The 21612-nt window shown below is 68.7% G+C and carries 22 protein-coding genes; 16 read left to right on the forward strand and 6 right to left on the reverse strand.

Annotated elements, in window-relative coordinates:
- Positions 1-2: 2 nt before the first annotated feature.
- The 5 genes from ACFYMP_RS18165 to ACFYMP_RS18185 are packed head-to-tail and all read right to left on the reverse strand — an operon-like array spanning position 3 to position 4492.
- Positions 3-1493 (reverse strand): SCO6880 family protein, encoded by a 1491-nt coding sequence (locus ACFYMP_RS18165; protein WP_388857991.1) that lies wholly within the window; start codon positions 1491-1493, stop codon positions 3-5.
- 45 nt (positions 1494-1538) lie between these two features.
- On the reverse strand, positions 1539-2831 hold the full coding sequence (locus tag ACFYMP_RS18170) for a hypothetical protein (RefSeq protein ID WP_388857994.1): 1293 nt from the start codon (positions 2829-2831) through the stop codon (positions 1539-1541).
- Between the two features lie 2 nt (positions 2832-2833).
- The gene (locus ACFYMP_RS18175) at positions 2834-3226 is read right to left on the reverse strand and encodes a hypothetical protein (RefSeq protein ID WP_388857997.1); all 393 of its coding nucleotides are present in this window, start codon (positions 3224-3226) and stop codon (positions 2834-2836) included.
- Positions 3216-4013: a hypothetical protein gene (locus tag ACFYMP_RS18180; protein ID WP_388858000.1), complete on the reverse strand. Its 798-nt coding sequence runs from the start codon at positions 4011-4013 to the stop codon at positions 3216-3218. Before ACFYMP_RS18180 ends, ACFYMP_RS18175 begins: the two co-directional genes overlap by 11 nt.
- The gene (locus tag ACFYMP_RS18185; protein ID WP_388858003.1) at positions 4013-4492 is read right to left on the reverse strand and encodes a hypothetical protein; all 480 of its coding nucleotides are present in this window, start codon (positions 4490-4492) and stop codon (positions 4013-4015) included. The genes ACFYMP_RS18180 and ACFYMP_RS18185 overlap by 1 nt, the downstream gene beginning before the upstream one ends.
- Positions 4493-4699: 207 nt before the next feature.
- Here ACFYMP_RS18185 and ACFYMP_RS18190 point away from each other — a divergent pair, with 207 nt between their 5' ends.
- From ACFYMP_RS18190 to ACFYMP_RS18200, 3 genes are all read left to right on the forward strand, one after another.
- Positions 4700-5788 carry a M23 family metallopeptidase gene (locus ACFYMP_RS18190; RefSeq protein WP_388858006.1) on the forward strand — a complete coding sequence of 363 codons (1089 nt, stop codon included), beginning with the start codon at positions 4700-4702 and terminating at the stop codon, positions 5786-5788.
- Positions 5789-5835: 47 nt separating this feature from the next.
- Positions 5836-6534, forward strand: a complete 699-nt coding sequence (locus ACFYMP_RS18195) for a hypothetical protein (RefSeq protein ID WP_388858009.1) — start codon at positions 5836-5838, stop codon at positions 6532-6534.
- Between the two features lie 125 nt (positions 6535-6659).
- Complete coding sequence (locus tag ACFYMP_RS18200) at positions 6660-6866, forward strand: hypothetical protein (RefSeq protein WP_388858012.1); 207 nt, start codon at positions 6660-6662, stop codon at positions 6864-6866.
- A gap of 328 nt (positions 6867-7194) precedes the next feature.
- Here ACFYMP_RS18200 and ACFYMP_RS18205 read toward each other — a convergent pair whose 3' ends face one another.
- Positions 7195-7623: a hypothetical protein gene (locus tag ACFYMP_RS18205; protein WP_388858015.1), complete on the reverse strand. Its 429-nt coding sequence runs from the start codon at positions 7621-7623 to the stop codon at positions 7195-7197.
- Between the two features lie 900 nt (positions 7624-8523).
- On the opposite strand from ACFYMP_RS18205, the gene ACFYMP_RS18210 reads away from it, so the two are divergent.
- The 13 genes from ACFYMP_RS18210 (at position 8524) to ACFYMP_RS18270 (ending at position 21549) form a co-directional block, all read left to right on the forward strand.
- Positions 8524-8889: a hypothetical protein gene (locus tag ACFYMP_RS18210; protein ID WP_388858018.1), complete on the forward strand. Its 366-nt coding sequence runs from the start codon at positions 8524-8526 to the stop codon at positions 8887-8889.
- The gene (locus ACFYMP_RS18215; RefSeq protein ID WP_388858021.1) at positions 8886-10559 is read left to right on the forward strand and encodes a hypothetical protein; all 1674 of its coding nucleotides are present in this window, start codon (positions 8886-8888) and stop codon (positions 10557-10559) included. Before ACFYMP_RS18210 ends, ACFYMP_RS18215 begins: the two co-directional genes overlap by 4 nt.
- A gap of 30 nt (positions 10560-10589) precedes the next feature.
- Positions 10590-11759, forward strand: coding sequence for a hypothetical protein (locus ACFYMP_RS18220; RefSeq protein ID WP_388858024.1), 1170 nt, complete (start codon positions 10590-10592; stop codon positions 11757-11759).
- 854 nt (positions 11760-12613) lie between these two features.
- A complete protein-coding gene (locus ACFYMP_RS18225; protein ID WP_388858027.1) occupies positions 12614-13483 on the forward strand; it encodes a hypothetical protein in 870 nt (289 codons plus the stop codon).
- Between the two features lie 2 nt (positions 13484-13485).
- On the forward strand, positions 13486-14022 hold the full coding sequence (locus ACFYMP_RS18230; protein WP_388858030.1) for a transcriptional regulator: 537 nt from the start codon (positions 13486-13488) through the stop codon (positions 14020-14022).
- Between the two features lie 130 nt (positions 14023-14152).
- Positions 14153-14677, forward strand: coding sequence for a hypothetical protein (locus ACFYMP_RS18235; RefSeq protein ID WP_388858033.1), 525 nt, complete (start codon positions 14153-14155; stop codon positions 14675-14677).
- Between the two features lie 255 nt (positions 14678-14932).
- Positions 14933-15646, forward strand: coding sequence for a hypothetical protein (locus tag ACFYMP_RS18240; protein WP_388858036.1), 714 nt, complete (start codon positions 14933-14935; stop codon positions 15644-15646).
- A gap of 236 nt (positions 15647-15882) precedes the next feature.
- Complete coding sequence (locus tag ACFYMP_RS18245; protein WP_388858039.1) at positions 15883-16374, forward strand: hypothetical protein; 492 nt, start codon at positions 15883-15885, stop codon at positions 16372-16374.
- 263 nt (positions 16375-16637) lie between these two features.
- The gene (locus ACFYMP_RS18250; RefSeq protein ID WP_388858042.1) at positions 16638-17168 is read left to right on the forward strand and encodes a PH domain-containing protein; all 531 of its coding nucleotides are present in this window, start codon (positions 16638-16640) and stop codon (positions 17166-17168) included.
- Positions 17165-18424: a PH domain-containing protein gene (locus ACFYMP_RS18255; protein ID WP_388858045.1), complete on the forward strand. Its 1260-nt coding sequence runs from the start codon at positions 17165-17167 to the stop codon at positions 18422-18424. The genes ACFYMP_RS18250 and ACFYMP_RS18255 overlap by 4 nt, the downstream gene beginning before the upstream one ends.
- A 325-nt stretch (positions 18425-18749) precedes the next feature.
- On the forward strand, positions 18750-19259 hold the full coding sequence (locus tag ACFYMP_RS18260) for a hypothetical protein (protein ID WP_388858048.1): 510 nt from the start codon (positions 18750-18752) through the stop codon (positions 19257-19259).
- A gap of 272 nt (positions 19260-19531) precedes the next feature.
- The gene (locus ACFYMP_RS18265) at positions 19532-19993 is read left to right on the forward strand and encodes a hypothetical protein (protein WP_388858051.1); all 462 of its coding nucleotides are present in this window, start codon (positions 19532-19534) and stop codon (positions 19991-19993) included.
- Positions 19994-20328: 335 nt separating this feature from the next.
- The gene (locus ACFYMP_RS18270) at positions 20329-21549 is read left to right on the forward strand and encodes a hypothetical protein (protein ID WP_388858054.1); all 1221 of its coding nucleotides are present in this window, start codon (positions 20329-20331) and stop codon (positions 21547-21549) included.
- Positions 21550-21612: the final 63 nt, after the last annotated feature.

Raw genomic sequence — 21612 nt, forward strand, 5'->3', positions numbered from 1 at the left:
CCTCAGTCCTTCAGTAGTCCGGTGACCATGGGCAGGGTGTTGGTGAAGGCGCGGTACTGCTCGGAGTCGCACCACTCCAGCGCCAGCTGGGACTTGACCGCGGACGCCCGCACCGTGTTGCGGTGCTGGACGAGCAGCTCGGGATCGGGGGCGGTGACGGTGACCCACCCGGTCAGGCGCACGCCGGCCGCGCCATTGGCCAGGTCGTGCATGGTGGAGGCGGACGCCCCAAGCTCGCGCTCCTCGCGGGGATCGGCGATTTTCCCGGGGTGGCTGTCGGCCTGGCCGGCCTCGTTGGTGACGTCGGCCATGGCGTCCTCGAGGGCCTTGTCGGCGGGCACCAGCCGCATCGTCACTCCCACGGTCAGGATCACGTCGGAGACGTAAAGGAGCAGCGGAGCCATGAAGTTGATGCCGACCGGGAGGACCGGGAACTGCTTGATCCAGGCGGTGCTCGTGTACCAGGGATCGGCGCCCTCCCAGCTGCGGGCCGCCATACGGGTGGGCTCCCGGGCGTCCATCTCGGCTGGCCAGCAGCTCGCACGGTCCATGCCCCGGGTGTCGTTAATCCAGTGGTCCGGCGCGTAGGTGTGGTGGATCAGCGAGGCGAGACCGGGTTCGTCGAGGTTGCGCACCCAGCGCAGTTGTGCGCCGCCGAGGCCGCGGATAAACTGTTCGACTTCCTTGCCGAGGACCTCGCCGTACCCGTCGTGCAGGGTCTTGTAGGTCAGGGCCTCGGCCGACAGTTCCTGGGTGTAGGGGATACCCAGTACCAGGAACAGGCGCCGGTCCTCGGCATAGACGGAGACCATGTCGACCAGCTGGTCGTAGGAGTTGCTCAGCCAGGAGGGTGCTGCCGGATCGCGCCGTGCCGCGGCGTCGTGGGCGTGGGCGTTGGGGTCCGTGGGCAGCAGCCGGGCGAGCCACTGCACGTACTGGATGCGGCCGCCTGACTCCGCGGTCTCCTTGAGCAGGTACTCGTAGGCGGAGATCAGCGCTTCCTTGTCGGCGCTGTCCAGGCCGCCGAAGTTTTTGGCGCCCTCGACCTCAATGCAGGTGACGAACATGCCTTCGGTGGGCTGGAGCAGTACGGCGAGGTCTCCGTACGCAGTCCTGGCCGTGATCCATTCCAACGACTCGGGCACGCCGACCGGCTGGGCCACCGGCACCGGTGTGCCGTCCCGGCGACGCCCGGACAGGGGCGCCGTCGACTTGTACATGAGCTTGCCGTCACGCAGTAGACGGCGGTGGGTGCGCCGGATCTCGTACCAGCGCAGGAAGGTACGCCCCTTGTAGGGGACCATCGTGACCCAGATGCACGTTCCGGCGGCGCCTAGGCATCCGAGGATCTTCAAGGGGATTTCGGGCAGGCCTGCCAGCAGGGCGACGGATAGGACGATCCCGCCCAGCAGGACCAGCTGCTCGTCCATCTCGAAGCGGCGCCCCAGCAGACCGCGTGGACGCGGTCGGGGGAAGGAGAAGACGCGGTCCATCGCGACTCCTTTCTGAACACGTGGTGGGTGAGGTGGGGGCTGCCGCTAGCTCGTGGGCGGCGAGGGCGGGGGAGCCGGCGCGGGGGGCGGCGGAGCCTGGCCTCCCTGGCGGGGCGGCGGGGTCGGGGCTCCCGGCCCCGAGCCGGGTCGCGAGCCCGATCGAGGAGGCGGTGCGGGAGCCGGCCGGCGGGCCCCGCCCGGGACACCTCCACCGCCTCCGCCTGCGCCGCGGCTGCCACTGCGGGGACTGCCGCCCGCCCTGCCGGGGTCCTTGCCCTTGCCGGAGCCGTTGGCCTGTTGGCCGCCGCCCTGCCGGCCGTTGGCCTGCCGGCCGTTGGCCTGCTGGCCGCCCGCGCTTCCTCCGCTGCTGCCGTCGCCGGAGGCCGCGTTGGCCCCGGTCTTCGCGGCCTCGATGGTCTGGTCGCGGGCCTGGTCGAGGCCTTCCTTGACGGCCATCGCCGCAGCCGCAGGCGGTGCGGCCTTGCTCGCCGCCTGGGCGCCGCCGCCTCCGCCGACGGCGGAGTTCTTGGACGCGGCCTGCGTCTTCATGTCGTCCTGCTTGGCCTTCACGGACTTGGCCCGCTGGCCTGCCTCGTCCTTGATCTGGGACATGGCCTGCATCTCGTCTCCGACGATGGGCAGCCACTTCGCGATCTGGAAGGGCATGAACAGGGCTATGAAGAGCAGAGCAAGGAAGGTGATGCAGGTCCCGATCGCCTGGGGCAGGGTGATGCGGTCGCCACTGTCGGCGACGCCGTTCAGGAGGGCGCCCGCAAGGGCGAGAGCGAGGTAGATGCCCAGTTTGCTCGCGATGATCCCGCCCATGATCCCGACCCATTTGCGGGTGTGGCCCCACAGGTCCTTGTCGACGAGGCCGGAGAAGACCAGCGGGCCGAAGATGAGGCCGAGCAGGATCAGCGCGTTACGCACCACCAGCATGACCCACAGGCCGAACACCGCAGTAAGGATCATCAAGGCGATCGGAATGGCAACGACCACTCCGACCCCGGGCATCAGAATAGAAATGGCAGCCAGAGCGGTGAAGATGACCATCCCGCCAACGAATACCTCGGCAATGTAGTCACCGAGAATTGCCTCGGCCGCACTGTCGATGAAGTCGACGATGGTCGCCACAGCAGCCGGCATGAATCCAGCGACGACCACGGACATTAGCAGGTAGCCGACGTTCTCCATGACGGCCTGTCCGAGCGGCATACCCCGGACCGCGCGCTTCACCACAGATATCAGCCACTGAACCATGGTGAAGACGACCGAGAGGGCGAAGATGAGACCGTACAGGCGCAGAAACCCTGGGTTTCCCCAGTCGATCTCCATCATGATTAGTCCCCCTTCCCCTTCTTATCGGCGGTGGGGTCGGCGGGGTCGGCGGGCTTCTTCCCGGTGAGCTCCTCGCCGAAGGCTGCGAACATTCCCTTGGTCCCGGAGCGGAGTTTCTGCTCCAGGTAGCCGAGTGGGTCGCTCGCGAAATCCACAGCCGAGTTCACATCGTTGACAACCGAGTCAGCTCCCGACTTGTCATAGAGCCATTTGGCACCCTGCTCGGCTTTGTCGCACACCGTCTTGCCGCCCGGCGCATTGCACGGATTGAGCCAGCCAGGGCCAGGAAGCGCCTGCGCCTTCGGTGCTGCCGGACCGGCGAAGATGAGGGAGACCGCGAACAGGGCAGCGACCAGCACCTGTACTGTGCGACGCCGCGCGCATTCAGCCTGCATAGCGCGGCGCCTCGAATTCCTTATCGGCCAGACGTATCTCGTCCGTGGACGACGCGGACTGGTCCTGGGCGACGAGCGGGGTCGGCCCGTCCGCCAGATCGATCGTCGCCACCTTCCAGTCGCTGTCCTCCCACTGCAGGATCAGCGTGTAGGTGGAGTACGTTCCGGAGACGGGCATCTTCGACTGGTCGGTGGGAACTCCGACGACCTCGCTCATCCAGACCCGGACAGTGGCCGTGTCGCTGGAGTAGGAGCGCACGCTGGTGCCGAGCGAAGCGGCGCGCATCACCATGTCGGGCGCCGTCTTGGCGGTCACTCCGAGCGATGCCATCAGGCTCTTGGCGGTCTGGTCGTCCTGAGCCTGCTGGTTGGCCAGCGCGGTCGAGGTCATCACCGTCTTCAGAATCTGGTGGCGCAGTGCCTTGTCGGTGAAGTACGCCGGTGAGGACCGGGCCACCTGATAGTTGACCGCGGCCGCCGCGGCGCCGTCCTTGGTGCGCGGATATCCCACGGGCACGCCGCTCTTGACCGAACTCGCCTTCGCGCCGGGCCCGCTGCCACCGGCCTGGGAGGTGAGAGTGGAGTCGGCGGGCGTCTCGGGAGCCGCCGTGTCGTCCTTGCCTCCGCCGCCGAACAAGGTCAACGCCATACCGAGTGCCAGGACGAGTCCGAAGATGATCGCACCGACCTTCACCCTGCGCCACGGGGGCACCGTCGCGGTCCCGGGAGTCTCGACGGCCTTGTTCGTCAGGCTCCGCGTGCCGGTCTGCTTCTGATTGCCGGCCATCAGATTCCGAACCCGTAGACGATGCCGAAGAGCGTCGACATAGAGGCGATGGCAAACAGCCCGATGAGGGAGCTGCCGACCATCGTCTGCCCCTTCTTCGTCTCCATGGTGTTGTGCTGCTGATTTCCGACGCGGATATGAACCGCGCCGATGATGGCGCTTCCGAGCAGGAAGAGAACAGCGCCGGCCATGACCACGCCGACGATGATCTTCGCCTTGGTTCCGATGGTGCCGAATACCGCCCAGTCGGGCTTAATTCCGTCCGTGATGCCGCCTATGCCGCCACCGGCAGCTAGCTCCATCACCTGCTGTGTTACCTGCACGAATCCCTCCCAGGCTGCGAAAGCCTGCCCCAGTCCGCGTGAAGGACCTGGACAATCGGTCGACGACAGCGAGGAATTCACGCATCGCGCGGTGAATTCGCCAGCCGAATACAGGGCGGCGGCTAAAACGCCTCCCCTGCGGATGTATTGACGCATCCGCCATACGCTGCCTTAGAATTCAGTGCGAGTTGTCGATCTCCTGCTGCTCTCACTCGGCGCAGACGCTAGCCGCGTAATGCGCGGCCACGTAGTGACGCATTCGCAGCCCTGGGATGCCCGGCTAAACGGGCTCACCCCATGGCACGGGAATTGCGGTTTCCGTCCCTCGTGGCGGGAAACGCATCGACGACTGGGGATCGAGAGATGAGCACAGCCATACGCTTCGCCGCGGGTGGCCTCGCGGCGATGTGCGCTGGGGCGCTCTGCCTGCCACTGATGCTGGGAACCGGCGACCCGAAGGAGCCTGCATGGGAAGACTCCTGCACGCCCGTCAGCTCAGCCATGCAGGCGGCCAGCAAGGAGCAGACCATCCCACCCGCGGAGCCTGGCGGCCAGGTCACCGTCCCCCTGAACCCCCAGGGCGAGCAGGAGAGCGTCAACTGGACTGATGAGCAGCGGCGCAATGCCAGCGTGATCACCAACGTGGCCCGCAGCCGCGGCCTGCCGCCTCGCGCGGCGGTCATCGGTGTGGCGACCGCGATCCAGGAATCCATGCTCAGAAACATCCGCCACGGAGACCGCGACTCCCAGGGCCTCTTCCAGCAGCGTCCCTCACAGGGATGGGGCACCGTCGCGCAGGTAACCGACCCGATCTACGCGAGCAACTCCTTCTTCAAGCGCTTGGCAAACGTCGACAAGTGGCAGACCGAGCCGCTCACCCAGGCCGCCCAGAACGTGCAGCGCTCCGGCTTCCCCGACGCCTACGCCAAGTGGGAGAAGACGGCCGTCGAGCTCGTGGCCAAGAGCTGGGGCAAGGGCGCCGTGATCTCCAGCACCTCGGGCTGCGACGCGGTCGAGAACGCCGCCAACGCCAGCGACGCCAAGGGCGGCTGGGTCCTTCCCGTCGAGAACTCCCGTGTCACCACGCCCTACAAGGCCGGCGGAGGCATGTGGTCCTCCGGCAGCCACACTGGAATCGACTTCCCGGTCACCACCGGCACCCGCGTTCAGTCCGTAGGCACCGGAACCGTAGTCGAAGCCGGTTGGGGCGGCGCCTACGGCAACAACGTCGTCATCAAGATGATCGACGGTAAGTACACGCAATACGGACACCTGTCGAAGATCACCGTGAGCAAGGGACAGCGCGTCACGGCCCGGCAGCAGATCGGCCTCTCCGGCGCCACCGGCAACGCCTCCGGACCTCACCTGCACTTCGAAGCCCGCACGGGGCCCGCGTACGGATCCGACATCGATCCTGTCGCCTACCTCCGCAGCCGCGGACTCTCTCTCTGACCCACGAAGGAGGAGTGCCCGCGGCTGCGCGTTGCGGGACACCCATCATGAGCACCAGCACCCACTACCAGGTCCACATCAGCCGCGACGGCCAACTGCACCTCGACAACGAACCCCACCTCGTCCCCGACGGCGTCGACCCCTCGCAGGTCGTGGTCCAGGTCCTCCACATCGAGGCAGCCGGCACCGGTCTTCCCGTACTCGTCCAGGTCCAGGACGAGCGCACCGGCTCCCACTTCGCCCTGCAGGTGATGCCCGACGGGACGACCCAGGCGCCAAGCGCCGGCCCCGCGGCTCCACAGCCTGCGGCCGAACCGAGGGCGAACCTCTTCGACCGGCTCGCAGCCGCCCAGGCCGCCGGCCGCGCCCGCGACTTCGACACGGCCATAGCTGCTGCGGACGACATCCTGCGGCAGCTCACGGCCGAGCAGGGCGACACCGCCGACGGAACCCTCGAGGCCGCGCAGTTCCGAGCGGACCTCGCCTACCTGAGTGGGGAGTACGGCTTCGCGACCGCCTCGTGGACCTGGCTCGCGCTCGCTTGGTTCGACCGCCTGGGACCTGGCAAGCGCCGCACCCAGATCGCCGCGCAGAACGCTGCGCAGGCATGGATGCAACTGTCCGCGCACGAGGCGGCCCCACTGTCCACGGATCTGGTCAACATGCTCCTGGAAGTGGCCTCTCCCGAGCGCACCGCAACCATGCGCGCTCAGATCGCCGAGCGGCTGGCAGTTGCCCGCAACTAGGTGGGAGCCAACCGGCCGCCAGGCCTTGACAACCTAGCAACATCATCAGACTGCTACAGTCACTTCTGTCAAGAGCACAACAACCCCACGTGCGCAAGAGCTTCGATGACAGAGGAGGCAGGATCATGCGGCCCCTGACGGTGTTCTTCCAGTTCGTCCTCACGCTCGTCGTCATCGTCATGATGATGGCCAGCGGAGTCGTGCTCGTCGCCCACCGCGGCCCGAGCACCGAGCTCGCCGTAGCCGTTGGCATTCTCCTCCTGGCCTTCGCGCTCCTCCTGGTCATCGAGCGCCGGACGACAGGGCGCTGGTCGCGGTGGCCGCGCCGCTGAGACAGGCACGGGGGAGCGCAGGCGCCACGGGTCCCGCGGACCAGCCAGGACGGCCAGAGTGCCAGCACGCCGAGAAGTCCCGCCCGCTATCCGGCAGGCGGGCGGGACTCGCTACGCCCCCCGTTCGAGCCGAGGAGACCAGTCTCGTAGCCGATGGCGACGGCGTGCGGGAGTGTCCGAGCGCGGAGTGAAATCCGCGCTCCATGGAGCAACCGGCCGGCGGTCTCCGGTCTGACTCTCAGGATCGCCGCGATCTGGGTGTGGGTGCTCCCACCGGCGAGGAGACGCACAGCTGCGAGCTCGTGGATGGTGAGTTGCGGCTGCCATGTCACCTGAGGATGGGCCGGTCGATGTGACGGTGTTCGGTCTCGACGCCGTAGCCGACGGTACGCAGCCGCGCGGCGAGCTCCTCTGCCACGGCAACAGACCGGTGCCGGCCTCCGACGCATAGGACATGGATGTCCGCACGAAGGTGGTCAGGCACCGCCAGGAGGGCCAAGGCCCGGTTGATGCTGCGCTCGATGAGCCGCTCGGCGCCCGCGGTCGCCAGGACGTAGTCCCGTACCTGCGGGTCGAGACCGGTGGAGTGAAGCATCCACGCCCGGACGGCCGGATCGTCCGGGGGGTTGCGCAGTTGACGGACATCCACGCGCAGGGCGCCGCCGCGTGGAGCGTCATGATGACCGTCTCCGTAGCTGGTGATGACGGTCCGGACCAGGGCAGGGTAGGGCCGGGGGTATAAGTCGCACCGGGACATGTCTCAAGTCTCGGGGCCTTGGGCGTGCCGAAGGAAGAGGGCTCCGGCTGTTTCACGTTGCCTCTTTCGTTTCCGCAGCTCAGTAGGGGCCAACGACGGCATGGGTGCTTGCGCCGGGAGCGGCGAACAGGAGGGCCAGGGACTCGTACTGCCCCGCGGTCGCTCCCCGCAAGCCAGAGGCCAGCCCGAGCTCGCAGGAGCGCTGGACCGCGCGTCGACGATGTTCCGCGGCAAGCCGCTCGACCGAGCAGGTGACCGCGGCCTCCACCCACCGGACAGTCAGGGAGTGAAGACGCCCCCGTGGTGGACGGGTCGGCGGAAGGGGTTGGAACAAATGTAGGTTCTCACCGCCCGTGTCATCTGCCGGGCTTCTGACTTGCTGGTTTGGCGGGCGTCTCACGCCGTGACATGCGCCAGATTCTCAGTTCCGTGTCATTTCCTCGCCGCTTCGGGCGGAGCCTCCCGCAGCGGCGGGCCTCTGACCTGCGCTGTCTCACGGGGATGTCATAAATGCCATCCAGATGACATCGCGACTGAGAAAATGACACGGGATTTGAGAACCTACACAAAAAGAGAGACCAGCCATACCCGAACCCGAAGGTGCAGGATTTGAGCGCTCAACTCGTCGGATGAGCCTGAAAGATGGCTGGTCTCGGAGACAGTTAAGCACATCTTCCGCGCCGTACGTCAACCCTTAGATCCGCAACCCTGCAGCGGGGCTGGCGTCTCTCGAGCCCGTGCGCCTGCCGACTCACTCCACTTCCCGCCGGGTGGAACGGACAGCGAAGTTTTCACGCGAGTTGCACTCACCCCTTGGACCGCACTCCGCGATCAGCTGATTGGCCGGCCGTCCGTGGCGCAATCTGCCTGGACCACCGTCCTCGTCGAACGGAGCCGACCATGGTCGAGCCCGGCAACACAGCGGTCACCTGGGCCGAACGCATGGAGCTCCTCAGGGATTCGGCGCAGCAGCGGGTGTGGACCGCGCCGATGCCCACCGCCGCCATGGAACAGCTCGTAGCCGATGGGAAGGCCACCACCCTCGGACGCTTCGAGGACAGCCCGGTGCGCTACATGGACCGGTGGTGGCGGGCGAACGAACTCGGCTGGGTGGCGCTCGACGAGGCGTCCTCCGCCCAGCTCGACCTCCACGCCGAACGCTACCGAGCCGCGATCGCAGCCACTTCCGCACAAGGAACACCTGACGCTACTCCCGAAGGGGATGCAACGCCGCCGGCCACCCGCACCGAAGAGGGAGCCGCGTGAACAACGAGCAGTACGGGGCACCACAGCACGAGCTGAACGTCCTCAGCAGCCTGCTGCGTGACCGCTCCACCGTGAACCAACTCGTCGACTGGAACCGACCGGACCCCCAGTACTGGCTCAGAGCCGACCACTTCCAGTCGGTTTGGCTGGGCGACGTCTACCAGGCACTGCTGCTCGGCGGACTCGGCGACATCGACCAGCGGCTGCTGGCCTACCCCAACGCGGAGCCCGCAACTGTCGCCGCAGACGCCGTCATAGCCAGGATGGGAAGCCTCTACCAGCAGCGGGCCGCCGCAGGCGACATCAGCGCGCAGGCGGCACTGAACAGCCCGGAGTATTGGGCAGGTGTCCACAACGCCCTCAGGCAGATGGCGCAACCCACCTGGCCGGCCAATCCGCAGCACGCGCGGCACGACGCCTACGTCACAGCCCGAGCAGCACAGCACCCCTCCACCACCGAGAACGTGCCCTTCGAACTGGTCCGCGCCCGCGGCTACGACAACGACGCCCGCCACAGGGAACTGGCGGTCATCGGGGCGATCCTCAACGACCCCACCCGCGCTGCGGAGTTCCGCTACTCACCCTCCAGCCCCGACGCATCGCCCTACTGGCTCCAGCCCAACGACTTCGGCGACCCCGCGACCGCCGAGATCTGGGATGTCCTGGTCACCGGTCCCGATCCCGCCATCGCGCTTCCGGCAGCCAGCGACCCCAACCTCACCCCGCAGCAACGGGCGGCGGCGATGATCCAGCACATCACCACACGGCTGGACTACAGCGACTACCACCGCTCCACCGGCGACGAAGCGGCCAAGGCCCGCCTGGACGCCAACGTCAACCAGCAGATCGCCACCTACCTGGCACGTGCGAGCGCCCCCGACTTCAGCCCGAACCCCGGCAACGCCGCACGGTACGCCGTGACCTTCATCCTCGAACCGAGCATCCCTGCCGCCGTCGAGGACCTGGCAGGCCGCGTCCGCGACTACGGGCTGTCCGACGCCTCCCTGGGCCAGGTCGGTCTCGAACTCAGCACCAACGAATACGCCCTGGACCAACTCGCCGAACGGCTCGATGCAGCGCCGCGCACCCTCGCCGGCTACAGCACCCCCACACAGACCCCCAAGCCCACACCCGAAGAGCGTGAAGGACAGCCCAGCTACACCTCCCGCCCCACCGAACGCCGCGTGCTGATCTCCCTCATGCAGAACTCAGGCCAGCTGCACCAGGACGGTCCTACCCGGTCACTCGCCGAGCAGGACTTCACGCAACCCGAGCACCGGTACCTCTTCAAGGCCATCCAGTCGCTGCCACCGGACGTGGCCCAGGACCCCTGGCTCCTGACCAGCCAAGCCCACCAGCTTGCCCGATACGACGGAGCCCCGGCCCTGGACTTCCAGGAACTCGACAGCGTCGCCCACGCCGCGCGCACACTCCGGGTTCCCCCCGCCGACCAGTCGGCCGGACACCTCGTCACCATGACCGTCCGCCGCACTGCACGCGACGCCAGCACCGCGGTCCAGGCAGCCGCCCAGGAAACGCTCGACCCTCGCGTTCTCATCGACCAGAGCCGCGAACAGTTCCAGCAGGCAACCCGTGAGGCGCTCCGCTACCACCAGCAGTCCGTGCCGGAGCCCAGCCACTACGGCACTCAGCAGGCGAACGTCGCGTGATCCTGCCCGGCACAAGCGAGGGAGCATCCCGTGGCGGCTGACGAACCCGACCGTCGAGAGCCGGACGACGGCGCCGACCCGCCAACCCGAAACAACGCCCACAAGGCCATCGAATGGTTCACCACAGACCGCTCCCGCACCCGCCAGGCCATCGATCACCCTGACGGTCCGATCACGCCGGGCCGGCTCCTCGACTGGGCCCGGTTCGACGTCCAGGTCAACCGGCTGCTGGACGGAGAGGCCGCCGACCATGCCCAGGCCCTGGTCCACGCCCAAGCCGAGTGGCTCATCCAGAGGATGCCAAGCGACCACGCCCCGCTCTCCCTCGACAGCGCCCAGCAGGCCGGCCGCGCCTGGGGCATCCTGATCACCGCCGACACCGACATCCTGCCCGACCAAGCCGTACTGACCGAGGTGGCCGCGCGAACCGGGATCTCCGGGCGGGCCGCGGACGAGATCCGAAGCCAAGCCCGCAGCACCAGCGCGGCGTACAACCGGGCCGACCTGCTCATCCCGTACGACGACGCGACCGAAGAAATCCTCATCAGCGACTGGAATCGTCTCGCCGCCTGCGGCCCCGAGCTGCCGGAGGCCGCCGAGCGTGCCCAGGACGTCCTGGAACTGCTCACCGCACGCGTCACCGGGGCCGACGACCACGAGTGGATGGATGCCGCCGCCCAGCACGCTGCACAGGTCTACGCCAGCGTCATCCGCGCTCAGCCACTTCTGGCCGCCGTCGCCGCCGTGGTCCCCCGACGCGACCAACCCGACGCCGCAGCAGACCAGGCACGCCTTGTCGAGCTCGACCAACAGGGCCACCTGACCGCCGCCGCCACAGCGGCAGCCCGAGCACGCGCCGTCCAGGACTGGGCTGATCCCACGAGTGCGGCCGAGCCGGACCGAACCCGAGTCGTCGAAGCGGCCGCACCCGGCACGCGAACCCTGCTGCACCTGAACAAGGCGCTCGCCGCACTGGATCCGACCCCCGGGCAGTCCGCCTTCACCCAGCTGGACCCGCAACGCGTCGCCCAGCTGGTCGAGGCGATCGGCCAGCTGTCGACGCGGATGAACGCGACCCTGCGCACAGCAAGTCGTCCGGCAGCAACCGAGCAGCGCCGTTCCCCGCAGCGCCCCACACACCAGCACCCCCCAACACCCGGCCAGCACCCCGGGGGCCCGACACCCCGGCCCACGCCCTGAACCATTAGTTGCGCACGTGGCAATCTAGTTGCGCTGATTGCAAGTAGCGGGCTAGGTTTGCCGCATGTCGAAGTACCTAGAGACGCCCAAGAGCACCTTGGAGATCCTGAGGGGATCCGTAGACGCACTACTCACGATCGCCGGCCAGAAGCGGAACCAACTGGCCGACGGCATCAACCTCCCCGACTACGCCGTGAGCCGCCGCCAGTCGGGCCGCTCGCCGTGGAGCTTCGACGAAGCCGACGCCATCGCCCGGCACTTCGGCATCACCACGCTCGCCCTGCTCTCCGGTGCGGAGAGCGCCTGCGAGTTCTACGCCAGCAGGCGGGGAACCACCGTGGTGAAGCTCGTCACCACCCCCACAGCGGCTCGGACCGCCACTGAAGACGCACCGACCGCCCCGGAGCCCACCTCGCCCGAGAGCACGGAGCCCCAGCGCTCCGAACTCGCGCTTCAGGGAGTCGACGACGTCACCGAACTGCCCGCACCGGCGCCCTGCGTCCTGTGCGGACGTGCGGCCACCACCGCACTGGAGGGGTTCCCGCTGCACGTCACCGCCGACGACTGCGAAGCGGCAAGGACGGCTGCCTCGACACCTGCGTCGATCGCTGCCGAGGCAACGCAGGAACCGGAGCCCGGCGCCCCCACGCCGAGCGAAGCTCCCGAGACGCCGTCGCGCCCCCGCCCCCCGCGCGGCGAGCGGACCGCCCGGCCGCGCCAGGACCGCAGCGACACCAAGGACGCGGGCGTGGCCTTCCTGCGGAGCAACATCGAGAACGCCCTCGCGAAGCACGACGGTGACCTGGAGGCAGCGCAGGCCTTCCTGATCCGCAAGGCCATCCCACCCCCACGCCATGGAACTGCTCGACATCACCCGCAAGAGCGGCCGATACGACGTGGTGGCCTTTCCGTGGATGCCGGAGATCTTCAGCAAGCCGACGAAGGACAAGACGGATCAGATCTGGGAGGCGCGCCCCAAGTGGAGCCGGGCATGGGACAGCCTGCCCCTCGGTACCCACACGGTCGACGCGCTGGACTTCAACGGCGCCTTCCTGAGCGCTCTGAAGACGCACCTTCCGCTCGGGGAACTCGTCCACAGTGAAGGCCCCATCGACACGGTGAAACAGAAGAGGTCCGGAGTACACCTCGTCACGCCGGGGGAGTGGACGCACGAGTATCTGCCGAACCCGCTGGGTTCACGCGACGAGGACGGCCCCCTGTGGATCACGGAAGCCACCCTGCGGCTGATGAACCGCGCGGCCTCCGAGAAGTATGGCCAGCTGTGCGCCCCTCCGGAGATCCACGAGTCCTGGACGAGCGGAAGCACGGAGCACCTCCTGGAGTACGTACGCGCGGCGCTCACTCAAGTGCGCGCTGAGGCGATCGCCAGCGACGACGCCGTGGCCCGCGAGTACGTCAAGGCGATGTACTCCAAGCTGGTGTCGACGATGGGAGACTCGAACTACAACCGCGACCTTCACCGCCCCGACTGGATGCACATCATCCGCTCGCAAGCCTTCGCTAACCTCTGGGAGAAGGCGTTCAAGGCGAACGCCGCCGGGCTGCACGTCGTTGGGGTCAAGGACACCGACGAACTCGAAGTGATCGGCGACTGGCAAACGGTCGTTGACGCGCGGGGACGCCGGATCTTCCCTGAAGGACGAGGCGTGACCGAGGTCAAGCCCAAGAAGCAGCGCGTGATCACGATCGGCTCGGAGGCGTAGCAGTGCCCGGCAAGAACATCGACTTCGGCCACTACGGCGCGACCGGTCAACTCAGCAGCATCGCTGCTGCGCACGTCCTGGACACCCTAGTGGGCGGCATCACCTCTCCGGTGACAACGCGCCGCGGCCTCACCGCACGCCTGCGCTACATGACCCGCTCCGAGCACGCCCGCACCCTCATGGTCGGCGAAGGTCTCAACCCGAGCCCCGCCACCCTGAGGAAGTGGCTCGACGGGACGCAGGAACCCAAACCGTCCAACCTCGCCCTGATCGACCAGCCGTACCGGCGGATGCGCCGCCACAACGTGGCCCGCTACCTCCTCCTGCGACTCAACGGCGGCGGCACCCGAGTGGAGATCCACCCCGCCGACGACACGTTCGTCCAGGAACGCCACCGGCGCCCCGACAAGAACATGCGCAAGGTCAACACCAGGCGCTGGGACCACATTATCGCCGCCTGGGCCGACGGAGCCTGGGAAAAGGGGGTCGAAGCACCGCTCGACGACGCTTGGACAACCGAACTGAGCAACGCCCTCTGATCCGACTGGGGCGCCTACGAGTACTGCAAGTCGCTCGGCTTCAACGCCTGATGCCGCCCCGGTCGGACACGACCGGCCGGGGCAACCGACCGGAAACACCAACCCACCCATCGCCGAAGGATCCCGCGCCGTGCTCCTCACCCGCATCAGCGCCCACGCGACGGCCCGGCACCTGGACACCCGCGCACCCGCCCAGTTGGCGGCCGCCCTCGCCGAACTCGGCCGCAGCGAGAGGATCCCGGACGCCATCGGCCACGCGTTCACCCACCCTGCATGGCGCTACCGCCTGGCCTACCGAGCCACGTCCGTGATCCTCGAGTGCGCAACCGCGTACCGGCACCACGCTGCCGGCGGCACAGTTGATCTCGAACCTCTGATCCGAGCCAGCGGTCTGGCCTGCGACGACATACACAGAGCGCACTGGATGCGTGGCACGATCCCCTTCGACCGGCGCCACCGCATCCGCGCCGTACGAGCCCACGCCCGCCGGGTCGTCAACCGAATGCAGTGGGCCGAGACGAGCCTGGACTCCGACCCTCCCGCCAACCTGCCCGCCTACGCCGGCCGGTGGCTCACCATCGCCGATCGATACATGGAGTGCCGCATCGGCGCCCTCCTCGACGTTGTTGAATGGTCTGTTCCGCGCCGAACGTAGAGCTGCCACAGCACCCGTTCCTCCCAGGCCCCGCCCGAAGCCCCAGGGCGGGGCCTGCGCTGCTCCGCGCCGCCGTACGCCACGCTCACATGCCGCCACGAGCGACCCAAGCGACCCGATTTCCAACGTTGCAGCACTAACCCCAGTACTTCCTACGGTCTGGCACCCAGACGCCCCGCCGACCCCGGACAAGCCCACAAAGGCACCGGTCGGCCCAGGAGTTCGGGCGCCCTTCCCAGACCCTGGAGACCTTCCATGCTGGCCACATCCCTCATGCTTCGAGCTCGCAAGCTTCTCGCCACCGTCCGAACTACACTCACGCCGCTCACCACCCGCCGCCGTCCCGGCTCGCCGGTGAACGCCGAGCCCCTGCACCGCGAACTCAACCGCACGGCTCGGTTCTGGCCCGCGGAGGAAGCTCCCGACGGTGACGACACCCTCCCAGCTCTCGAATACGGGGGCCTGCTCTGCTTCGTCTACCGCGATCCCGAGACGGAGGAAGTCCAGGTCAGCATCGACCTCGACACCGTCGACCCACGCCTTGTCAGCCGGGACGCCCCCGGAGAGCCCGTTCCGATGCAAATCACCATCCAGGGCGAAACCGTCTTCCGCACCAACGCCGATCCGGTCGCCGCGGCACTGCACCAGATGCTGCGCCTCTTCGATCCGACCCCTACCGACAGCGACCACCCCCAGCCGGCCGACGCCAACCACGACAACCTCGTCACCGCACTGACGGCCCTGGGAACGCCCCACCGGCAGACAGGCGACTCGGGCGGTCAGTACGTCGTCGTTGACCTCCCCGGCTCCCACGTCATGCACGTCCACAACCCCATGGATGAGGCCTACGGCTTCGACTGGGACATCGTCGACGGCAGCGCGCAGCAGATCCTCGCCGGCACCTGGTGGCTCGGATCCGCCGGTACCGCCCACCGGATCCACTCACTCCTGAGCGCCCTGCCCCGATAACGCGCCAGGCCAAGCCCACCAAGAGGCATCGGCTACACCGACCACCGCCACATCGGGCCCGCACACACATGTGCGGGCCCGACCGCTCACCACCCGCCGAGGCGGATCTCCAACCCTCGGCCCAGGACGCGGACGGAGTGCTTGCGCTCCTTACCCGACGGTCCCCAACGGTGCACTCCACCGGGCGCCGCTCCTCGGTGCGCCCCTTCGACCTCGACCGACGGCAAGGAGTCCGCGTGTCATCACAATCACCCCTTCAGATCACCGTCTACGCCAGTCCTGAGCACGAGCACGTCGCAGTGCGCCGGGCCCTCGACTCCTTCGGCCTCGCCACGGACTGGGGACTGCCCAGCCCCACCCTGCCCGACCAGATCACCCTTCGCCTGGGGGAGCGATACGGCACTCACCACGCGCCCCTGGGCACCTCCGACAACCTCGCCAGTCGACTTCGAGCCGAGGCGCCGGGCACTGCGTTCCTCCTATGGCAGGACCCCTACTTCGAGGAGGCCGACGGACACTACGTCGCCCGCGTTCCCGACGTCGGCGACTTCGAGAGCCCGTGCAACGCCAATGGAACACCGAACATCGACCTGTCCGAACTCATCGTGATCTTGCGCCAGACGCCGACCCTCACGACCGAGCAGTGGCTTGCCGGTCCCGGGCAGAGCGTCCTCGGCAGCCGTGTCAGGCAGGTCGTCACCGACTACGAACACAACCTCGTGTCCTAGCTGCCCGTCGAAGGACGAAGCAGGAGTGAGTCAGAGGGCCGTCCCGTCAGCGGGGCGGCCCTCGCCGCGTGTCCGCCGCGAGCGCGCCCGCAGAGGCAGGACCACCTGGCCGCGCGCAACGCATTCCAGAACGCGAGGTTGCGGGGCTAGCTCACCGCCTCCCCATTGTGCGGTCCGCCGACCTCCCCGGCCGGCCAGAGCCCGGCCGCCACGCACCAGGCGGTCGCGCCCGATGCCCCTCGCACTGCTACTGGAGCTTCGCCATGAGCGACATCCCGCCCCGCACACCCCGAACCCTGTTCGAGCCGCCCTGCGTCACCTTCACGAGACTTCCCCGCAAGACGTTGACCCTGTGGCGGCTCACCCTCACGCTCTGGACCGGCCTCGTTGTACTCCTCCTCGGCATTGTCCCGACCATGCTCGCCCAGCTGCTGCGCGCCGACCTGACCGTGTGGCCGTTCTGGACCCTCGTCACAGTCTTCACGGGATGCGCGACCTTCCGCTGGTACCGCCTCGCTGCCGTCTGGCAGGCCACCGGCTACGCCCTGACCGCCGAAGAACTTCTCTTCCGCGGCGGCCTGCTCCACCAGCACCTCACCGCGATGCCCTACGGACGTATCCAGACCGTGGAGGTACGCTCGGGGCCCGTTCAGCGCCGCCTTGGCCTCGCCACCGTGCAGGCGCGGACCGGCTCGTACCACAGCTCGGCCGTCAAGGGTCTCGACACCGCGGAGGCAGAGCAGATCCGCGACATGCTCACCCGGCTCGCCCGTCAGAAGCAGGTCGCGCTGTGACCGCCACCGTCGAAGGGCGCCTGCACCCCATCACCCCATGGCGCCGGGCCTGGGCCATCACGGCAACTGTCACGATGATCGTCCTGCGCGACCTTCCCGAATGGACCGAGTCCGCGCAGCAGTTGCCCCTCTGGCTGCTCGTCCTCCTGATCGCCGGCGTTGCCGCACTCGCCTTCGCCTACGGGTACGGCTCCTGGCGCAAGACCTCCTACCGGCTCACCACCGACGCCCTCCATTACTCCACGGGCATCGTCTTTCACCGGCGCCGCCGCTTCGAGCTGGCCCACTTGCAGGCGGCCGACATCCGGCGGCCGCTACTCGCACGACTGATCGGGGTTTGCACCCTGCGCCTGTCCGTATCCGGGCAGAGCAGCGACCTCGCCTACCTGAGCAACCGGCAGGCCGCAGTACTCCACCGAGCGCTGCTGGTCAGCATGGCGGGGGACACCACGCCCGGGTCTCCGCCGCGACACGAGGACGCGACCCGCCCGCTGATGTCCGTGACGCCGCGCATGCTGGCCCTGGCCATCGTCCTGGACGCCCGCATCATGGCCAGCGCCGCACTCATGCTCATTGTCGGGTTGCTGCCCTACCTGCTGTCCACCGAGCCACTCGCCCTGTTCTCCCTGGCCGGTGTCCTCGGGCCGGTCTGGCGCATGACCGCGCGCGCCTGGATCCACTGGCACGGATGGCGCGTCACCGCAGAACCAGGCGGCTACCGAACCGAGTTCGGCCTCTTCGACACTCAGCACCACACGCTGCGCCACCAGCGCACCCAGGCCGTGCTCGTCGAGCAACCCATTCTGTGGCGCCGCAAGAACTGGGTCCGCATCAGCCTCGCCACCGCCGGGCACGCCCCCCAACTGCTCGCTCCCGTCGCCACGTACCAGGAGGCCCGGCACCTCGTCCACGATCTGTACGGTCCGGACGCCGTCGAAGCCATGGAGACGCCGGGTCCAGCACCACGGCGCGCCCGCTGGGCCACGCTGTTCAGCCGGGCCCTGTCCTACCGAGCGACCACCGGCTACCTGTGCGTCTGGCGCGGCCTGTTCCTACGGAACGTCGTCCACCTCTGCCCCGCCGCCAAGGTCCAAGGCGTTGGTCTGCTCCAGGGCCCCTGGCAGCGCCACCTCGGCCTGGCTACGGTTCGCATCGACTTGGCCGGCGGCCCCAGCCTCAAAGCCCGGCACCGCGACGCGGAAGAAGCCGCCGCCATCGCTGCGGCCGCGCGGGCGAGCAGCCTCACCGCCCGCTGACCCGGCAAGCCGCAGAGCCCCCGGGCGACCGCGCCTTTCGCGGCCGCCCGGGGGCATCGCGGTCGCGGGCCATCCTGCCCGCCACGTCCTCCCGCCCACCACCCCACGGCGGGCCGGATTCCGAGCCGACCCGGCATTGCCCGAACACCGAAACCCGCGCACCACCCACGGCCGCGGGCGGGCCGCAGGCCTGCCACCCAGCAACCATCCGCCGGAGCCGCCCGCGAGGTTGCGTGCCTAACCCACTGTCGCACGACGGTTGGCATGCGGCCGCCGCAGAGCAGGCCGCACCCACCCCATACGCACCGACAGGAGCAACTCCTTCATGACCAATTCGGTCGTCACAGGCGAACACCGCAGGACCACCGTCGCCCTGCCCAGCCCCCAGCCCATCGTCGACATGTTCGGAGACAAGCGGGCGATCTCACAGGCCACTCTCAGCTTCACCGACACGGTGCTCAAAGCTGTCAGCCTCACCGCCTCCGACGGAGAGGTGGCCTACGTCGACCTGCCCCAGTTGGAGAAGCCGGAGAGCTGGCCGCACTGGCTCCGTGACGTGGTTGCCGAACACCGGCCGAGTCCCTTCGGGACCCGGCAGCAACTGGCCGACATGCTCCTCGCAGGGCTGCGTGCGGAAGCCACGGAACACGCCGCTCACGCCGACGCCGGCGAGCGAACTCTGCTCAGCCGACTCGGCGAGCTCGAACCGGCCGAGGCTCTGACCAAGCTGGACGAACTCGGCCTTCTCACCGGAGCCCTCCTCCGAGCGGCCAAGGACGTCCTCCTGCACCTCGACCGGCGAACCTACGGACCCGTCGCGCGCCGGCGGGTCTGACCCGAACTGCCCAAGCGCCACGGCCTCCCGGGCTGGGCGCCTACGCCAGGTGCCAGCGCTCACGTCCCCGGACCGACCCTCGCGGCCGGTCCGGGGACGCTGCCGTGCTCCGGCCCGCTCTTAGGACGCCGCCGACCGCGTCACCAGATCCTGGCGTCCAACCGGAACCCGGCAGTGACCGCCGCACGCGCAGTTGCGCGGCTAACACCGGCCCCCGCCACAGTTCCCACGACGGCGCACCAACGCGCCCTCACCACCAAGAAGGGGAGACCGTGTCCGCGTCCAACGACACCCTGTCCGTGCTGCTGATGTTTGCCGCATTCCTACACGTGCTCACCCTGTTGGGGATGACACTGCACACCGCGCTCTTGCCGGACGCACCGGGCGATGACCCCAGCCAGGACCGGACGTTCACGGCGCTGCTCCTCGGCCGCGCGCCGATCCAGCGCACGACGTACAGCCGGACCAACAGCCGGCTGCTGACAGCCTCCGGGCTGCTGCTCGGCTCCGCGTCCGCCATGAGCCTTGGCCAAGGAGCCGCCCCGGCCTGGACCACGACGCTCGCCGTGCTCGCCCTGCTCCAACTGGCCTGCGCCTATGCCTGGTACAAGCCCACCACCGGGAGGGGCGCGGACGCAGAAGAGCAAGCAACGCCCGGCGATTCCGCAGCAGAGCACGACGACCACCAGGACCCCGACCACGAGGAGGTGACAAGGGAACGCGGGTCGGACTAACCCCTTCCGTCGCGCAGCTCGGGCCGCAACCACCGCGCTCAGCGACGTGGTTGCGGCCCCGACGTCTCCCGGCCCCGTCCATCGCGATGCGGCGGTGCGGGGCACCACGCCTCACCCGGGCCGTCCCGACCCGAGCCGGTCATCGTCATCACCCCACCTGACTCGACCGGCCAACCGCCCCGGCGCAGACCACCGGTCCGTGCCGGGGCGCGGCCATATCCGCACTTGCGGCCCTAACAGCGCCCCCGGCCACCGTGCGTGGCGTCGGGCCCGGACCACGCTCACAGTGCCCCGGCCGGACAGCACGCCACATCCCGCCGAAAGGGCACCCCCTCATGAAGACCGCTCACCTGATCACGGCTGCCCGCCGCGCCCTCACCACCCTCCGCGCGAGCGAGGATACCGTCCACACCCTCACCATCACCACGACGCATGACCCCGCCCGCCACACCCTGGCCTACAACAGCGAGGGCGTGACCGCACGCCACAACGACAGCACCGTCGCCTACATCGACTTCTCCGACACCGAGTTCGCCGAGGACCTCGACGCGTACGCGGAGAACGCCCTGGCCACCTCCGGCGGCCTGCGTCCGCTCACCCTCCGTCTGGGCGCCGGCCCAACCACCCCGCCACCCGCCGAACTGAGCCACCAGGCACGGCTGTTCATCCTCTCCATCCACGCCCGGGCCGCTGCCCACCGCCCCGGCCTGACCGGCAGCCAGGTCCTCGCGCTGGCCAACCTTGCCTACGAGACCAACGACGTCGCACGCCAGGACAACACCCCCACCCGTCGCCAGATCGAGTCCTACGCTCACCAGGCCACCGCTCACGAGCTCCCGTTCGGGCCGGTAGCCAGCGCCGCGTTCCTCACGCAGACTGCCCGCCTGGCGGTACGCACCATGAGCCACTACATGCAGCCCTGCCCGCTCGCCATCGTGGTGCCTGCCGGTCATCTCGGCGACACCCCTGCCTGGCTCGCCCACCAGGCCGTAACGCGCTTCCGCGACGGCGCGACAAGCCGTGAGCCCAGCTACAACACCCCCGCTCTGAGGGCCGTCCTCCGGACGCTCGCCACCCTTCGGACACCCGCCGCGGGCGACTGGCTCAGCCTCTACCTCACGGACGCCCCGGCCAACCCCACGGGCCACGCCCTGGACCGGGACCCCATCCCCGAGGGCGCACCCGTCTACGATGCGATGCCCGGCACCGTCATCACGGGCGACCAGGTGCGACGTGTCACCGACCTGCTCGACGCCGACCAGTACGTAACCCAGCTGCGGAGCACAGGTACCTGGCACCTCCCCAGCCACGACGAGCCCGCGACCCTCACTCGCCGCCAGGTCGCCGCCGCCCTGCGTCGAGCACGAGACCGCAGCACCCCGGACACCATCCGGTTCGGCCGCGACGCCGACGGCACCGTCTACGTCTCCGACACCAGGCAGGCGGCCCGCTACCTGCCCACCGCTCTCATCCCGGATCACCACGACGGTCACTGCCCCGGTTGCCGCGCCCCCTACGAAGCCGCCGGCGAGGGCCCCTGCAACCTCGCCGCCTGACACCACCGCTCGCCCCCTCTCACGGCCCGCAGCCCCCCTGGCTGCGGGCCGCCGACGTTCCCA

Source organism: Streptomyces sp. NPDC007088 (genome assembly GCF_042869355.1).
GTDB lineage: Bacteria > Actinomycetota > Actinomycetes > Streptomycetales > Streptomycetaceae > Streptomyces.